This is a genomic window from Lactococcus termiticola, from assembly GCF_003116835.1.
GTDB lineage: Bacteria > Bacillota > Bacilli > Lactobacillales > Streptococcaceae > Lactococcus > Lactococcus termiticola.
Genome location: NZ_BFFO01000008.1, coordinates 24,213 through 39,945, shown reverse-complemented (window position 1 = coordinate 39,945; position 15,733 = coordinate 24,213). Strand labels below are relative to the sequence as shown.

Sequence of the window (15,733 nt, the reverse complement as noted above, 5' to 3'; positions counted from 1 at the left end):
AGCTGCTTCATTAAATTGAATCACCATTCCAAATTGAATTTTTAACGACCACATAGTCGACCTTGCGGAGGGCCTCGAGGTCACGGCCACCTGCATAGCTGATCGAGCTTTGCAGGTCTTCTTGCATCTCTTGCAGTGTGTCCTTGAGCGAGCCCTTGTGAGGCAGGAGGATTTTCTTACCCTCGACGTTTTTGTGCTCACCCTTTTGATACTCAGAGGCTGAGCCAAAGTACTCCTTGTAGAGCTGTCCATCACGTTCGACGGTCTCTCCTGGAGATTCTTCATGGGCAGCAAAGAGGGAGCCGATCATGACCATGCTGGCTCCAAAGCGGACAGACTTGGCAATATCACCATGGGTACGGATCCCCCCGTCTGCGATGATGGGTTTGCTCGCTGCCTTAGCACACCATCGGAGAGCAGCCAGCTGCCAGCCACCGGTCCCAAAGCCAGTCTTAACCTTTGTAATACAAACCTTACCAGGACCGATACCGACCTTGGTCGCATCTGCACCAGCGTTTTCAAGTTCACGGACCGCTTCAGGCGTGCCGACATTTCCAGCGATGACAAAGACTTCTGGCATGACTTCTTTGATGAGCTTGATCATGTCAATCACTGAATTGGCGTGACCGTGCGCAATGTCAATAGTGATAAATTCAGGAATTAATTTTTGATCAGCAAGAGCTTTCACAAAATCCTTTTCTTCAGCCTTAACCCCAACAGAAATTGAGGCAATAAGGCCCTTGCCATGCATCTTCTCAATAAAAGCAGCCCGCTTCTCTTCTTCAAAACGGTGCATGATGTAGAAATAGCCTTCTGAGGCCAGCATTTCTGCGATTGACTCATCAATGATGGTCTGCATGTTGGCAGGGACGACGGGAAGCTTAAAAGTATAGTCTCCTAACTTCACAGTAGTATCTGCCTCAGACCGGCTGTTAATAATACATTTGTTAGGAATCAGTTGGATGTCTTCGTAATCGAAAACAGGAAAATTGTTATTCATGAGTGACCTCTTCTATTAAAAAATGAAAATATCACAGATGACCGACCGAGTGCAAGGCACCTCGCTAGCCTGCCAGAATAAATCCTCTGTGGGGCAGACCTTCCAAAGGATATTCTAACCTAATTCATTTAGAATTTATAAAAAAACTAGCAAAAATGGCTAGTTTTCTTTTTTATTGTTCGGTTTTTACGGATTAATAGAATTCATCTGGCAAAATAGTATCTGCCAACTTGATGTTGTCTGTGTAATCAACCGCAACTTCGATAACGACTGGTCCAGAGCCTTCTGGAATGCTTTCAAGAATAGACTTGAATTCATCTTTTGAAGTGGCACGATAACCTTTAGCCCCCATAGACTCAGCATATTTCACATAATCAACGTAGCCAAAGTGAACACCGGCATTACGGCCATATTTCTTTTCTTCTTGGAACTTAACCATATCATAGTGGCCGTCAGCCCAGATAATCTGAACGATTGGAAGATTCAAGCGGACAGCCACTTCAAGCTCGTTACCTGTAAATAAGAAGCCACCATCACCTGAGTGAGAGTAGACGCGCTTACCAGGACGGAGCAGAGCAGATGTAATGGCCCAAGGAAGTGAAACACCGAGGGTCTGCATGCCGTTTGAGAAGAGCAAATGACGTGGTTCATAGCTCTTGAAGTAACGTGCCATCCAGATATAGAGGGAACCGACGTCAACAGTTACTGTTTCGTCATCTTTAACAATAGATTGGAAGGTTTCAACCAAATCTAATGGGTGGAGACGACCAGCCTCTGCTTTTGAAGTATCAAACTGTGTAGATTCAGTTTTCTTAAGACCTTCGAGGTATTCTTGTGAACCTTCTGGAAGCTTGTATCCGGCAAGGGCTGGCAAAAGGCTGTCAAGGGTTTGGGCGATATCACCAATCAATTCACGTTCTGGTTGGAAGTAAGTGTCCACTTCAGCGATAGCATTGTCAATGACGATTACCCGGCTATCGATTTCTGCATTCCAGTTACGGCCTTCGTATTCGATGGGGTCATAGCCAATCGCGATTACCAGGTCAGCCCGCTTAAGCAGCATATCACCTGGTTGGTTGCGGAAGAGCCCAACACGGCCATAAAAAGTATCTACAAGTTCACGTGAGATCACACCAGCCCCTTGGAAGGTTTCAACGACTGGAATTTTCACTTGAGCCAAGAGGGCACGGAGTGATGCTGAAATCTTGTCTGTCGAACCACCAGCCCCAACGAGAATGACTGGGAGGACTGAATTCTTCACAGCTTGAGCCAGATAATTGATATCATCGATTGAAGCTGAACCAAATTTTGGTTCGCTCATTGGCTTGATTGCTGCGACTTCAACTTCTGCATCGGTCACGTCTTGAGGGATAGAAAGGAAGCTAGCCCCGTGTTTACCTGACTTAGCGATACGCCAAGCATTGGCAAAGCTTTCTGAGAGTGTGTCAGCATCTTCTACTTCTGCAGAGTATTTTGTCACAGGTTCAAGAAGAGCGGCATTATCCATAGATTGGTGAGCCCGCTTCAACTTATCAGCACGCTTAACTTGACCACCGATGGCAAGGACAGCGTCGCCTTCTGCTGTTGCAGTCAAGAGGCCAGTAGCAAGGTTAGAGACACCAGGACCAGAGGTAACAGCAACCACACCGGGTTTCCCAGTGATACGTCCTACGGCTTGGGCCATGAAGGTCGCCCCTTGTTCGTGGCGAGTCACAATCAATTCAGGTCCTTCTTCATTTTCAAGACGGTCAAAAAGACGGTCAATCTTAGCTCCAGGAATCCCGAAAACATATTTGACGTCGTGGTTAATCAAAGAATCTACGAGCAGGTCAGCTCCGTATTTTTTTTCAGTCATTATTTCTCCTTTACTGTCAGCAAATAAATTGCTATACATCAACTTATATTTTATCAGATAAAGCCCTGAATTGCACATATTGCGGCTTCAATTTAAGAAATAAAAAGCCTTAGTCAGGCTTTAATATAAATCACTTGCATCATCTGGCGAAAGTATCGAAAGGCGTTTGACGTATTCTTCTGCAGCTTCTTGCTTACCAGTGCTACGTAGAAAGTCAATATAATCTTTCAAGAAATCAGGATTCTCAGATAAATCTGTCTCCAAAAGTTCCTGATAGATAGCCTCTGCTTCATTGTCCTGCTCAAGTGCTGCATGAGACTGGGCGATGAGCCAGCTGGCGATGAGGTGTTCATCTTCGATGAGATTTTCTAGGTTGATGACGGCTTCAAAGTCTTCTTCGTTGAAGTAGAGATTGGCCAGCAGGAAGACGGTCTCGTCGTGGAGCTCAGGGAAGTCGAGGGCCTGCATGAGGTAGCGTTCAGCCTCTGAGTTTTCCTTTTTCTGGTAATAGGCCCGGGCCAGGAAATGCAAGAGTGGGACGGCGTTCGGATTCTTCGCCAGGCCTTCCTGTGCGACCTCGATGGCCCGCTCGGTCTGGCCGTCTTCATTGAGGATTTCGGCGTAGGCGAGCTCGTAGGGCAGGTAGTCGTTGTCGAAGTCTTCTTCGAGTTGCTTGAAGTAGCTGAGGCTTCGCTCGCTGTTGCCGATTTCAGCTTCAAGGACGGCCAATTCTAAAATGGTCTCGGCTTTTTTATCGACTTCGAGGGACTTGTCCAAAAAACTGACGGCATTTTCAAAGTTGCCTAGTCTAGCATAGGCGTCGCCGATTCTCTGGTAGGTCGAGATTTTTGTATTGTCAAAAATGAATTTGGCAGAAAGCTTAGCATACTCCTGAATGGCCTCCTGGTAGGCTCCCTGGTCAAACTGGGACTCAGCGATGGCAAAGCCGACCAGTGGCGAGTCTGAAAACTGCCTAGCCTCTTCAAGCTTGCTGAGGGCGGTCTCGAAGTCGCCGTCTGCCTGGTAGATGTCTGCAATTTTAATCAGGGCAGACGGATAGTTCTCATCAGTGCTCGGCACCTGATAGAGGTAGCCCAAGGCCTCGTCCAGGTCGCCGTCTGCTTCTGCGATTTCAGCCAGGTTAATCAGGGCTGAGCTGTTGTTTCCCTGGCTGAGGAGCTTGTCGTAGACCTTGTGGCTCTCATCGATAAAGCCCATCATCTGCAGATATTCGGCTAGGTCTTCGAGGAGCTCGGGACTATCGTGCTCGATGGCCTTGGCCAGCATGTTGTTCATGCCAATGAGGTCGCCCTTATGGAGAAAATCTATGGTATCTTCAGAATATGACATCTATGCCTTCTCTTTTCCTTCTTCTAATGATTCTGTTTCTTTCATAACTTCTGGCTCTTGGCCCTGACGCTCATCGTTCCGATAAAGACTGGAAATCTCACGGTACCACTCATAGACGTGGATGATAATAACCTTGGCCGCTGCGTAGAAGGGAATTCCAAGGAGGACGCCCCAGAGGCCAAAGAGTTTTCCTGAGGTCAAGAGGACAAAGAGGACCATGACTGGGTGGATGCTGAGCTGTTTACCGAGGACCAGTGGCGAAATCAAACGACCTTCGATGGTCTGCTCAATGACGAGGACAATCAAGACCTTGACCACCATCCAAGGACCACCAGTCGCAAGACCAACAACCACCATCGGAATCGCCGCCGCAAATGACCCCAAGAAAGGAATCAGATTCAAGAAACCTGCAATAATCGCCAGGCCAATCGCATATTTCAGGCCAATGATTGGCAGGCCAATCGAGAACATGACGGCCACAGACAAGGCCACAATGACCTGTCCCCGGACATAATTTGAAAGTTGACTGTTAATTTCATGCAGAATCTTGCTGGTATCCGCCCGCCAGTCATTGGGCAAAAGACGTGTCACATAGCCATTGAGCTGGTCGCCGTCCTTCAAGAGATAGAAAAGGACAAATGGGAAGATGATGATTGAAATCACAATGCTGGCCGTCTGGCTCAGGATGTCTGAAATCGAGCTGAAGGCGGTCTTTGAGAAGGAACGTGACCAGTCGACCAGGTTGCCGGCAATGTTATCTGTCGCCTTATCAATCTGTGGGCGGAACTGCTCAAAGCGGGGGTTTTTTAAGAGCTGGTTAATCTGCTCTTGTCCTTGATTAACATAATGAGGCACCCGGTTTGAGAAGTTGATGATGCCCTCTGTCATTGACGGAATCGCAACAATGAGGCCCCAGGCAATCAGGCCAGCCAAAATCAGGAAGATGATGATGATAGAGACGAGCCGAGGAACTTTTCGTTTCTGGAAGAAGTCAACGATGGGGTTAAAGAGATAATAAAAGACGGCAGCCAGGACCACTGGCAGTGAAATTGTCGTCAGGAAATCCGCTACTGGCCGGAAGACAAAGCTGATTTTGCTGAGAATAAAAATGTTCAGCAAAAAGAGGAGAATCCCCGCTAGAACCGTCACTCCTCGATTATTGATAAACCATCTATAGAAGGCTGAAGCCTTCAGATTTTTCTTTTCATTTTCCATATTATTTTCCTTTTTTGAGTCGCTAAGTCTTATTATAACATAGAGGAGGGCGAAAAAAAGAGCCTGGCTTTCAGACTTTTTTCTTTTCTCACTCTAGCATTTTTTTAGAAACTTTGCGAAAAACTTCGAAAAAATGTGCATCGTGGAGTGGAAGAAATGCTGTGAAAACACTGTGAAATAAGGCAAAAGGAGAGACCGTTAAGACTCTCCTTTTAGCAATTAAATCGTAGCTTTGCACGGTCTTTATCTATGCATCTTAAACTGCAAATAAAGGTCATTATAGCGCTCAGTCAACTCCTGACTAAGATTGGTGTAGGCTTCATCCCGCTTGATGGTTGCTTCATCTGGATAAAAGGCCTTGTCGTTCTTGACATCGTCGTCGAGCAGGGCTTCTGCCTTCTTGTTTGGGGTAGAATAGCCGACGTAGTCAGCATTTTGAGCCGCGTTCTTGGCCTCCAGCATAAAGTTGATGAAGGCGTAGGCACCGTCGATGTTCTTGGCTGTTTTTGGAATAGCGAGGTTATCATACCAGACGTTGGTGGTCTTTGGGACGACATAATGCAGGTGCTCGTTAGCATCGATCATCTCTGAGGCCTGCCCTGAATAACACACGGCAAGCGGTGTCTCATTGTTGACCATGTAGTTCATGATTTCGTCGCCGAGGATGGCCTTGACGTTGGGCGTGAGCTGGCTGAGCTTGTCGTAGGCCTTGCTGATTTCCTTGGGATTACTACTGTTGACGGAGCTACCAGTCGTCATCAGGCCCATGCCCATGACGTCTCGAGTATCATCGGTCAGGAGAATTGAGTTTTTGTAGTCAGGCTTCCAGAGCTCCTCCCAGCTTGTTGGTGGATTTTTGATGAACTTGTCATTGTAGACAATACCAAGCGTCCCCCAGAAATAAGGAATCGAATAGCGATTGCCCCGGTCAAAAACAGGATTGAGAAGGTTCTTGTCGATATTGTCAAGACCCTTGATTTTACTGTGGTCGAGCTGGTCGAGTAGGCCTTCGTCAGCCATTTTTTGGACCATGTATTCAGACGGCACGACCAAATCATAGGCTGTTCCGCCCTGTTTAACCTTGGCGTACATGGCTTCGTTGCTGTCAAAGGTCACATAGTTGACCTTGTAGCCAGACTTAGCTTCAAACTTGCTAATGAGATCTGGGTCAATGTATTCGCCCCAGTTAAAGATGGTCAGACTCTTCTTATCGCTAGAGCCTCGGGCTTCTGTTGACAGCTTCCAAGAAAGGCCACCGAGGACTAAAATAAGGACCAGGACGGCAGACATAAAGTAGATTAATTTTTTCATAATGCAGACCTCCTAACCAATATTTGGTGCCTTACCGGCGGTGTCAGAATCCCTCATAATCATATAATAACCTATGACCAGCAGGATTGAAAAGAGAAATACAATCGCAGAGAGGGCGTTAATCTCAAGGCTAATGCCTTCACGAGCCCGTGAATAAATCTCGACAGAAAGCGTGGTAAAGCTATTCCCCGTCACAAAGAAGGTCACAGCAAAGTCGTCGAGCGAATAAGTAAAGGCCATGAAGAAGCCAGCGATAATCCCCGGTGTCAAGAAGGGAACGACCACTTCTTTCATGGCCTGGAGTCTGCTGGCTCCCAGGTCATGGGCGGCATTAACCAGGCTCTTGTCCATCTCTTGATATAAGGGGAGGACCATCAAGACCACAATAGGTATACTGAAGGCGATGTGAGCCAAAAGTACAGACACAAAGCCAAGCTGGAGGCCCAGGGCTGAAAAGAGAATCAGAAAGCTCGCCCCAATCACGACGTCTGGCGATACCATCAAGACATTGTTAAGGCCAAGGACCGTGTCCTTTCGCTTTTGTCTAAGACTTGAGATGGCGATGGCTCCAAAGGTCCCGATAATGGTCGCAATCAGCGAGCTCAGGAAGGCCAAAAAGAAGGTCTCAACGACAATCAAAATCAGCCGGCTATCGGCAAACAAGGTCTGGAAATTTTCCCAAGTGAAGCCGGTAAACTTGCTCATGTCGCCTCCAGCATTGAAGGCGTAAAAAATCAGGTAGAAAATCGGCAGATAAAGGAGGACGAGGACAAAGGCGAGGTAGACTTTTCCGGTCTTGTGCTTATGCTTCATTTTTTGTCCCCCCTTTCTCGGGTCAGGTACATGATAAGAACCATGGCCAGGACCAGGATAATGGCAATGGTCGAGCCCATTCCCCAGTTTTGTGTGGTCAAGAAATGCTCTTCGACCGCTGTCCCCAGTGTGATGACCTTGTTACCACCAATCAGGCGGGTCAGCATAAATAGGGATAGAGAAGGAATGAAGACAGCCTGGACACCCGAGCGGACGCCGTTGAGCGACAGTGGCCAGACAACCCTGATGAAGGTCTGAAAGCCATTGGCTCCAAGGTCTCTTGCAGCATCAACCAGATTATCGTCCATTTCTTCTAAAGCATTAAAAATTGGCAAAATCATAAATGGAATCGAGATATAACTGGCCACAATGATAAAGCTAGCATCTGTAAAGAGAATCTGATGACGGCCAAGGCCGACGAAAGTCAGGAAGTTATTGACAGAGCCATATTGGCCAAAAATCCCGATGAAGGCGTAGGTCTTGAGCAAGAGGTTAATCCAGGTCGGCAGGATAATCAGCATCAGCCAGAGTTGCTTGTACTTGAGCCGGGTCAGGATATAGGCGACCGGATAGCTGATGACCAGGGTCAGGACCGTCACAATCAGGGCGTAGACGACCGAGTTCCAGGTCATCAAGAGATAGGTCGGCGTGCTGAAATAAGCAATGTAATTGTCAAAACTGACCGTGTCAGAACCCGTCGTCGAAAAGCTCTGCCAGAGGAGCATGACCAGCGGGATAATCACAAAGAGACCCAGCCAGAGATAGTAGGGAATGGCATATAACTTTTTATAAAGGCTAGTCATTTTCTGCTTCTTCCTCCTCGATGGCAGCGACCAGACCTACGGTCGCCTCTTCTTCTTCGACATATTCTTCGATACGGGCATCAAAGTCTTCTTCGGTCTCATGGAGTCGCATGACGTGGATGGCTTCAGGCTCAAAGTCGAGGCCTACCCGCTCGCCCTCGATGGCCTTGTGGGTTGAGTGGATCAGCCATTCATTGCCAAAATCATCATAGGCGACAATCTCATAGTGGACCCCCCGGAAGAGCTGGGTGTCGACCTTGACGTTGAACTTACCTTCGTCAGGCAGGGTAAAACTGAGGTCTTCTGGCCGGATGACAATTTCGACGGGCTCGTTGTTTCGCATCCCGCCATCGACGGCTTCAAATTCCTGGTTGTTGAACTTGACCAGATAGTCTCGAATCATTGTCCCTTTGATGATGTTGGATTCGCCAATAAAGTCGGCAACAAAATGGTTGATTGGCTCGTCGTAGATGTCGATGGGCGTACCGGATTGGACGATTTCGCCGTCGTTCATGACAAAAATCCAGTCGCTCATAGCCAGAGCCTCTTCCTGGTCGTGGGTGACAAAGACAAAGGTGATGCCAAGCCGTTGTTGGAGCTCACGGAGCTCGTACTGCATTTCTTTTCTGAGCTTGTGGTCGAGGGCTGAGAGCGACTCGTCGAGCAGGACGACCTTGGGCTGGTCGATGATGGCCCGGGCGATGGCGACACGTTGACGTTGCCCGCCTGAGAGCTTCTTGATGCCCCGCTTTTCAAAGCCTGTGAGCTGGACCTGCTTGAGGGCGGCACTGACTCGTTCTGCGATTTCAGCTTTTGGCCGGCCCTTGATTTTCAGAGCAAAGGCAACATTGTCAAAGACGTTCATGTTGGGGAAGAGGGCGTAGCTCTGGAAGATGGTGTGGACGTCCCGCTTGTTGGCCGGAATGTCGTTGATCCGCTTGCCATCGAGAAAGACGTCGCCACTGGTCGCATCCAGAAAGCCCGCAATGATGTTCAAAATTGTAGATTTACCGGAGCCCGAAGCCCCGAGGAGCGTATAAAACTTGCCCTCTTCGATTTCCAGGTTAATGTCTTTTAAGACTACCTGGCCGTTGTCGTCATAGACCTTGCGGATGTTTTTGAATTCGATAATATTTTTAGCCATCTGTATTTCTCCAATAAAAAATGCCCGGATTTACCGGGCTTCTAGCACTCAATCTCTTGCAGAATCCTACTGAATTGATTGTACACAAGCACGGTTGTGAGTTTCAAGTGGGCTGCCCCACTCAATCTTGAGGATGACTCCTCATTCGGCAGCGAGCTTTCGCCCGTTCTTCTGCTTAATTTTCTTTATTATAATCTATTTTTTTTCAAAAATCAATCGCCGATGATCCGGACTTCAGGCTCTAAGGTCACACCAGACTTGGCTTTGACCTGCTCAATGACCCAGTCAATCAGGGCAATATAATCAGAGGCTGTGCCCTGGTCAACATTGACCATGAAGCCAGCATGCTTGGTCGAAACCTCAACACCACCAATCCGGTGGCCCTGGCAGCCCGCTTCTTGAATCAGCTGGCCAGCAAAATAGCCGGCCGGCCGCTTGAAGACCGAGCCGCAGCTTGGGTATTCCAGCGGTTGCTTGGACTCACGGAGCTCGGTAAACTTGTCCATGTCAGCCTTGATCAGGCTCGGGTCGCCGGCCTTCAGGTCAAACTTGGCTGATAAGACAATCAGCTTTTCATTTTGAACAGCCGACTGGCGGTAGCCAAAGCGCATGTCTTCCTTGCTCAAGACCTTGATATTGCCCTCCATGTCGATGACCTTGCATGAAGCTAGAACATGCGAAATTTCGCCATCGTAGGCACCGGCATTCATGTAGACCGCGCCACCGATAGAACCAGGAATCCCGCAGGCAAACTCAAGCCCAGAGAGGCTATGCTCGAGGGCAATGCGGGAGACATCGATAAGTTTGGCTCCAGCCTGAGCTTCAAGACTGTAGCCGGCATAGTTGACCTTGTCGAGCTTTTCAAGCAGGATGACCATGCCACGAATCCCGCTGTCTTTGACAATCAGGTTGGAGGCGTTGCCAAGGACAGTCAACGGGGTTTCACTCTTATTGGCCAACTTGATTAGCTGGGCGACCTCATCGACTGTCTTTGGAAAGGCTAAAATATCAGCCTGACCACCCACCTTGGTAAAGGTGTAATCTGACAAGGGAGCATCAAACTTGACCTCAAAGTTTTTTAATTCTTCTGGAATAATCATAGTCATATTTTATCATTTTCTTCTTAAGCTGACAATCTGGCCTATGATAAAAATAAGAATAGACAGCAAAATCAGGGCGAGACTCTGAAAACTGCTGGCCGTCAAGCTTTCTTTGAAGACAAAGAGGGCAACGAGGAGCTGCAGGCTTGGATTGATATATTGCAGGAAACCAACCGTGTTAAGGTCTGCATTTTTCAGACTCTCAGCAAAAAGCAAGAGGGGAATCGCTGTCACAATCCCTGACAAGAGCAGGAAAACCATCTCTGGCACTGAGTATGAAAGGAAACTGTGTTGTGCAAAGAAAATCAGAAAAATGAGGACAAAAGGGGCAATCACGATAGCTTCAAAGGTGATTGAAACGTCACTCGACATCTTGATGTTTTTCTTAAAAAGACCATACAAACCAAAGGTAATCGCTAAAACCAGCGTGATCACGGGTAGTTTGCCATTTTCTAAAGTCATCAGCAGGACACCGATAAAGGCAACAATCACAGCAATCACTGTATATCGCTCGATTTTTTCTTTGAGGAAAATGACTGCAAGCAAGACCGAAATCAAGGGCGTGATGTAGTAACCCAGACTTGCACTTGTCGCTTGGCCGTTGGCAATTGCAATGATATAGACCAGCCAATTTGTCCCAACCAAGAAGGCAGCAATCACACCTGAAGCGAGTGCTTTTTTAGACTTTCTAACTTCTTTCAATTCATTTTTGAGCTTTGAAAATCGGCCTGTGAAAAGGAAATATAAGAGCATCGTGAGCACCGTCGCTAAAATACGATAAGAAAAGACCTCGTAGGAATTGACACCAGACAAAAGATTCCAAAAGAGACCGAGCGAACCCCAGAGGACGTAGCAGGCGATGGCGAGGATGATACCTAATTTTTTATTCATTTTAAGAGTATAGCATATTGGGGTTATAAAATGCTATTGTTTTTAACTAAAAAAGAACGGCTCCCCGTTCTTCATTATTAAGCATTCACAAATTTAACAGCCTTTGCCCCACGAAGTGCCCAGTAGACAGCTCCAAAGGCCAATGTAAAGATGACACCCTCAATCAGGTTGAAAGGCAGAATCGCTGCGAGCAGGTAATTGCCCAAGCCCAGCATCTCAGCAGGATAATGGGCAAAGGCCACATAGGCTGGGATGGCGTAGACGGCATTCAACAAAAACATCACAGCAGTCAAGGCAATGGTCGCCAAGAGGCCAGACAGGATGTACTTCTTCATACTGAAGTCCTTCTTCAAGAAGAACCAGATAATGACCATGAAGACAGTGACAGCGATGAAATTCATCGGCAGGCCAATGATGGTCGTCACGCCTTGGTTAAAGAAGAATAACCAGGCCAGGGTCCGGACAATCAGGATCCAAAAGCCATCTCTCAGTCGGCCCAGAATAAAGAGGCCGATGAGAATTGGAATGAGTGAAAAATCAATTTTCAAGAAATCGACGCCTGGAAGCAAGGGAAACTGCGGAAACTGTGACAAAATCACAGAAACAGCACTCAGCACTGCAATCAGCGTCATGCGACGTGTTTTAGACATAAAAAATCCTCCAAAGATGAAAAAGTAGTTCTTCAAAATTCAGAGGAGTAGATAGCAGATTATTAAGTTGGAGCTTTCTGGTAGCACAAAAAGCCCGACAAAAAACTGTCATCTTCTCCCATCCTGACTGTACAGTCGGTTGTGGAATTACACCACATCAGGCTTTCGCCTCGCGGACTTTAACCGCCGGTCCCGAATTTCACGGTGCCCTGAAGATAAATTCATTATAACAAAAAGCCATTGCCTAGGCAAATGACTTGTTTTTAATTTTTTAGACCCTTTTATAAGTCTTGATTTTACTTGTTCTGAGCCGCATTGACCAGCTGGGAAACTTCCTTCTTGGTCATCCGCCGATACTGGCCGACCTGGAGGCCGTCAAGGGTCAGTGTGCCGTACTGGCTCCGGCTGAGCTTTTGGACAGGCAGGCCAACGGCCTTGAACATGTTCTTGACCTGATGGTTTTGTCCTTCATGGATGGTCAGGCTGACAACAGAGCTGTTCTTAGCCTTGTCCTGCTTCAAAATCTCATAGCGGGCAGGGCTGATTTTCTTGCCTTCGATGGTCATACCCAGGGTCAGTGGTCGGAGATTTTCCTTGTTGGCCTGGCCTTCGACCTTGGCGATATAGACCTTATCAATCTCGTGTCTTGGGTGGGTCATCAGGTTGGTAAACTCGCCGTCATTGGTCAAAATCAAGAGACCACTGGTATCCCAGTCAAGCCGGCCGACCGGGTAAATCCGTTCTTTGACCGCTCCAAGCAAATCAAGCACGGTCTTACGTCCCTTGTCATCTGACACGGCAGAAATCACGCCACGGGGCTTGTTGAGCAGGTAATAAACCGGTTCTTCATTGTAGACAGCCACGCCATCGACTTCGACACGGTCACCGGCCTGAACCTGGTAGGCCAGATTGTCCATGACCGCATTGTTGACCGTGACTTTGCCGGCTAAAATCAGCTCTTCAGCCTTACGACGGCTTGCGACACCCGCATGGGCGAGGTATTTATTGATTCTCATCAGTCTTTGTTTCCTCAAATAAAATGGCTTGCTCGGCCTCGAATTGGCTCTCATCAACTTCTGGCAAGTCAGAAAGCTGATTGATCCCGATATAGTCCAGGAAAAATTCTGTCGTACTGTAAAGGCCTGGGCGCCCTGGCACCTCAAGGGTCCCCGACTTTTCAATCAGGTCAAAAGCCCGCAAGGTCGAAATGACACCAGACGAGTTGACCCCTCGAATCTGGTCAATCCCAGCCCTGGTAATCGGCTGTTTGTAGGCAATGATGGTCAGGACCTCGAGGGCCGACTTCGACAGGGATTGATTAAGCGGTGTCTTGGCATAGGCCTTGAGCAAGTCTGCAAAATCAGGCTTGGTCGCCATCCGATACTTGTCTGCCGTCTCAATAATGGTCAGGGCAGAGTCGCTATCAGCCTCATACTTCTCCTTGAGCTTGTCCAGCTGTTGGAGGCAGGCCTGCTTTTTTAGTCCTGACAGGTCGGCCAGCTCGTCCAGCCGGATACCCTCTTCGCCAGCAACAAAAAGCAGGAGCTCAAAGCTAGCTAGGGGATTATGCTCTTTGGCCATCGTCTGCCTCCTCTTCTTGTAGTTGTTCGTTTCTTCTAAAGCTAATCTCAGCAAAGGTATCTTCTTGCTCAAAACTGAGGACTTGGTTTTTGATTAATTCCAGCAGGGCCAGGAAGGTCGTCAACATCTCCTCGCGACTGGTATCTTCAGCAAAAAGCTGACTAAAAGTCCTCGTCTCGTAATGCTTAAAGTCTTCAATCAGGAGGACAATTTTATCTGCAATCGAGTACTTCTCCGCCTCAATCGTCGTATTATTGGCCGTATCCATCTGTTGCTTGATTTCAAGCAGGCGGTTAAAGGCCAGGTAAAGGTCGATCGTCGACTTGTCTTTTAATAGAACAACATCGTCAGAGATGACCTCAGTCTTAGCCTTAGAATAAAATTGACTGCGATTTTCATGAAGACCGGCCAGCTCTTGGGATAAGGCCTTGAACTTCCGGTATTCATCAATCTGGCTCAGGATATCCTGCTCCAACTGCTCCGTGTCCTCTTGAAATTCATCAGCGACTGTCGGCAAAAGTCGTCTGGACTTGATCAGCATGAGCTGGCTGGCCATGACCATATAGTCGCCCGCAATCTCAAGCTCTAGATTTTTCATGGTGTTGACATAGGTCAGGTATTGCTCGATAACCGGGACAAGCGGGACCTGAAAGACATCCATCTTGTATTGGCTGACCAAATGAAGGAGGAGGTCGAGAGGCCCCTCAAAGTCATTGATCTTGATTTTGATTTCTTCCATCTGGTGAGTTTACATAATAAATATAATGTAAAATTCCTTATCTGTAATATTTCTCAAGCGTGTAAATTGTGAGCAGACCCAGGTTTTGGGCAAGTTCGTAGATGGTCTTTCCTTCAGCGACCTGCCTCAAGATATATTGCTCACGCAGGGCCTTGGCTGTGATTGGCGTGTACTTCTTCAGCTCCAGATATAAGAACTGTCTGGACTTGGTAAAGAGCTCGTCTGCATTGTTGATCTGCTTGACCATGAGGGCAAAGCGGTCGTCGATGGGGAGGACACGCTTGATGCCAGACTTTTCGATGGTCAAGACTTTGAAGTTCCAGTTGAAGTCCTCCCAGCGGAGCTGTTGGATTTCTGAAAAATTCAGACCAAATTCTAGGATGACCAGGGCCAGGAAATGGCCTGGCGAGGTCACAGTCAGTGGCTTATAGAAGGAACTAAAGTCCTGTATTTCTGCCACTGTCCTAGGATTGCTAGCAGAAGGGGCCGCTGCGACTTGAGTCATCTTGAAAAAGCTATCAATTTTTTTCTGTTGATAGAGATAAGAAAGGTATTGATTGGTCGATGAAATCTTACGTCGTTGGGCTGTTGCCGAAAGCTCTCCCAGACTCTTTTTATAGAGCTTGAGGCTTTCATCAGAAAGCTCCTGGTCCTCAAAAAAGGCCATCAGATGACGGAGATCATAGAGGTAGTTTGCCTTTGTATTCTTTGAGAATTGTTTGCTTTCCAGAAAAGCCTGGACCTCATTGGGTAGTTTCATAAATTATCCGATAGTAAATTCAAATGCTAAGCCGTCAATCGGCTCATGCTCTAGTGTATAATATGTGACCTTGTAGTAGTTATCCTCTACTTCTACAGTCGCATACATCTTTATATTGTACTGCCCCCTAGGCTGTGAAACAGAACCCGGGTTGATAAAAAGGGTCTTGCCGATGACTTGGGCAACCGGCTGGTGGATATGGCCAAACAAGGCAATATCAGCCTTCTGCTCTTCAGCAAAATAGCTGTAGCGGTCTAGGCCAAAGCCGACATTGTAAAGGTGGCCATGACTAATGAGGACACGCTTGCCCTCGACTTCAACCAGCTTGCTTTCCTTATAGCCAGGGTCATAGTCACAGTTGCCTGCGACAACATGAACGCCTGACCAGACAGAGTCAGATGACTCCAGCTCAGAATCTCCGCAGTGAAAAATCGCTGAGACCTGGCCTTGGTATTTTGCCTTAATTTGCTCGACGACCTTGCGGTCATAGTGAGAATCACTCATTACAAGAAACATATTTT

The 15,733-nt window shown here is 47.5% G+C and carries 16 protein-coding genes and 1 riboswitch; all 16 genes read right to left on the bottom strand.

All coding sequences use genetic code 11. The features are described from left to right. Window positions 1-10: 10 nt before the first annotated feature. The 16 genes from guaC to NtB2_RS06540 all read right to left on the bottom strand — a co-directional run bounded on the left by guaC (window position 11) and on the right by NtB2_RS06540 (window position 15,728). Window positions 11-1,000 (bottom strand): GMP reductase, encoded by a 990-nt coding sequence (guaC, locus tag NtB2_RS06615; protein WP_109246164.1) that lies wholly within the window; start codon window positions 998-1,000, stop codon window positions 11-13. A gap of 193 nt (window positions 1,001-1,193) precedes the next feature. Further along, complete coding sequence (gene alsS, locus NtB2_RS06610) at window positions 1,194-2,855, bottom strand: acetolactate synthase AlsS (protein ID WP_109246163.1); 1,662 nt, start codon at window positions 2,853-2,855, stop codon at window positions 1,194-1,196. A 120-nt stretch (window positions 2,856-2,975) separates the two neighbouring features. Then, on the bottom strand, window positions 2,976-4,205 hold the full coding sequence (locus NtB2_RS06605; RefSeq protein ID WP_109246162.1) for a tetratricopeptide repeat protein: 1,230 nt from the start codon (window positions 4,203-4,205) through the stop codon (window positions 2,976-2,978). Then, on the bottom strand, window positions 4,206-5,420 hold the full coding sequence (locus NtB2_RS06600; protein WP_109246161.1) for an AI-2E family transporter: 1,215 nt from the start codon (window positions 5,418-5,420) through the stop codon (window positions 4,206-4,208). 243 nt (window positions 5,421-5,663) lie between these two features. After that, window positions 5,664-6,731 (bottom strand): ABC transporter substrate-binding protein, encoded by a 1,068-nt coding sequence (locus tag NtB2_RS06595; protein WP_109246160.1) that lies wholly within the window; start codon window positions 6,729-6,731, stop codon window positions 5,664-5,666. 12 nt (window positions 6,732-6,743) lie between these two features. Continuing rightward, entirely contained in the window at window positions 6,744-7,544 is an 801-nt protein-coding gene (locus NtB2_RS06590; RefSeq protein ID WP_109246159.1) for an ABC transporter permease, read from the bottom strand. After that, window positions 7,541-8,347: an ABC transporter permease gene (locus NtB2_RS06585; RefSeq protein ID WP_109246158.1), complete on the bottom strand. Its 807-nt coding sequence runs from the start codon at window positions 8,345-8,347 to the stop codon at window positions 7,541-7,543. The genes NtB2_RS06590 and NtB2_RS06585 overlap by 4 nt, the downstream gene beginning before the upstream one ends. Beyond that, a complete protein-coding gene (locus tag NtB2_RS06580) occupies window positions 8,340-9,491 on the bottom strand; it encodes an ABC transporter ATP-binding protein (protein ID WP_109246157.1) in 1,152 nt (383 codons plus the stop codon). Before NtB2_RS06580 ends, NtB2_RS06585 begins: the two co-directional genes overlap by 8 nt. A gap of 212 nt (window positions 9,492-9,703) precedes the next feature. Continuing rightward, window positions 9,704-10,597, bottom strand: coding sequence for a UDP-N-acetylmuramate dehydrogenase (gene murB / locus NtB2_RS06575; RefSeq protein WP_165814974.1), 894 nt, complete (start codon window positions 10,595-10,597; stop codon window positions 9,704-9,706). 6 nt (window positions 10,598-10,603) lie between these two features. Beyond that, the gene (gene rarD, locus NtB2_RS06570) at window positions 10,604-11,482 is read right to left on the bottom strand and encodes an EamA family transporter RarD (RefSeq protein WP_109246156.1); all 879 of its coding nucleotides are present in this window, start codon (window positions 11,480-11,482) and stop codon (window positions 10,604-10,606) included. A gap of 77 nt (window positions 11,483-11,559) precedes the next feature. Beyond that, window positions 11,560-12,132 (bottom strand): ECF transporter S component, encoded by a 573-nt coding sequence (locus tag NtB2_RS06565; RefSeq protein ID WP_109246155.1) that lies wholly within the window; start codon window positions 12,130-12,132, stop codon window positions 11,560-11,562. 106 nt (window positions 12,133-12,238) lie between these two features. Then, window positions 12,239-12,353, bottom strand: a riboswitch (FMN riboswitch). Between the two features lie 75 nt (window positions 12,354-12,428). After that, entirely contained in the window at window positions 12,429-13,148 is a 720-nt protein-coding gene (locus NtB2_RS06560) for a pseudouridine synthase (RefSeq protein WP_109246154.1), read from the bottom strand. Then, a complete protein-coding gene (gene scpB / locus NtB2_RS06555; protein WP_109246153.1) occupies window positions 13,135-13,713 on the bottom strand; it encodes an SMC-Scp complex subunit ScpB in 579 nt (192 codons plus the stop codon). The genes NtB2_RS06560 and scpB overlap by 14 nt, the downstream gene beginning before the upstream one ends. After that, complete coding sequence (locus NtB2_RS06550) at window positions 13,697-14,452, bottom strand: segregation/condensation protein A (RefSeq protein ID WP_109246152.1); 756 nt, start codon at window positions 14,450-14,452, stop codon at window positions 13,697-13,699. The genes scpB and NtB2_RS06550 overlap by 17 nt, the downstream gene beginning before the upstream one ends. Before the next feature lie 37 nt (window positions 14,453-14,489). Then, complete coding sequence (xerD, locus tag NtB2_RS06545) at window positions 14,490-15,212, bottom strand: site-specific tyrosine recombinase XerD (RefSeq protein WP_109246151.1); 723 nt, start codon at window positions 15,210-15,212, stop codon at window positions 14,490-14,492. Between the two features lie 3 nt (window positions 15,213-15,215). Then, on the bottom strand, window positions 15,216-15,728 hold the full coding sequence (locus tag NtB2_RS06540) for a metallophosphoesterase (protein ID WP_109246150.1): 513 nt from the start codon (window positions 15,726-15,728) through the stop codon (window positions 15,216-15,218). Between the last annotated feature and the right edge of the window lie 5 nt (window positions 15,729-15,733).

Excerpts from the sequence above, each read along its gene's own strand:
- scpB (WP_109246153.1), bottom strand. The coding sequence starts at position 13,713 with ATGGCCAAAGAGCATAATCCCCTAGCTAGCTTTGAGCTCCTGCTTTTT.
- NtB2_RS06560 (WP_109246154.1), bottom strand. The coding sequence starts at position 13,148 with ATGAGAATCAATAAATACCTCGCCCATGCGGGTGTCGCAAGCCGTCGT.
- rarD (WP_109246156.1), bottom strand. The coding sequence starts at position 11,482 with ATGAATAAAAAATTAGGTATCATCCTCGCCATCGCCTGCTACGTCCTC.
- alsS (WP_109246163.1), bottom strand. The coding sequence starts at position 2,855 with ATGACTGAAAAAAAATACGGAGCTGACCTGCTCGTAGATTCTTTGATT.
- murB (WP_165814974.1), bottom strand. The coding sequence starts at position 10,597 with ATGACTATGATTATTCCAGAAGAATTAAAAAACTTTGAGGTCAAGTTT.
- NtB2_RS06540 (WP_109246150.1), bottom strand. The coding sequence starts at position 15,728 with ATGTTTCTTGTAATGAGTGATTCTCACTATGACCGCAAGGTCGTCGAG.
- NtB2_RS06580 (WP_109246157.1), bottom strand. The coding sequence starts at position 9,491 with ATGGCTAAAAATATTATCGAATTCAAAAACATCCGCAAGGTCTATGAC.
- NtB2_RS06590 (WP_109246159.1), bottom strand. The coding sequence starts at position 7,544 with ATGAAGCATAAGCACAAGACCGGAAAAGTCTACCTCGCCTTTGTCCTC.
- guaC (WP_109246164.1), bottom strand. The coding sequence starts at position 1,000 with ATGAATAACAATTTTCCTGTTTTCGATTACGAAGACATCCAACTGATT.
- NtB2_RS06565 (WP_109246155.1), bottom strand. The coding sequence starts at position 12,132 with ATGTCTAAAACACGTCGCATGACGCTGATTGCAGTGCTGAGTGCTGTT.
- NtB2_RS06600 (WP_109246161.1), bottom strand. The coding sequence starts at position 5,420 with ATGGAAAATGAAAAGAAAAATCTGAAGGCTTCAGCCTTCTATAGATGG.
- NtB2_RS06605 (WP_109246162.1), bottom strand. The coding sequence starts at position 4,205 with ATGTCATATTCTGAAGATACCATAGATTTTCTCCATAAGGGCGACCTC.
- NtB2_RS06550 (WP_109246152.1), bottom strand. The coding sequence starts at position 14,452 with ATGGAAGAAATCAAAATCAAGATCAATGACTTTGAGGGGCCTCTCGAC.
- xerD (WP_109246151.1), bottom strand. The coding sequence starts at position 15,212 with ATGAAACTACCCAATGAGGTCCAGGCTTTTCTGGAAAGCAAACAATTC.
- NtB2_RS06585 (WP_109246158.1), bottom strand. The coding sequence starts at position 8,347 with ATGACTAGCCTTTATAAAAAGTTATATGCCATTCCCTACTATCTCTGG.
- NtB2_RS06595 (WP_109246160.1), bottom strand. The coding sequence starts at position 6,731 with ATGAAAAAATTAATCTACTTTATGTCTGCCGTCCTGGTCCTTATTTTA.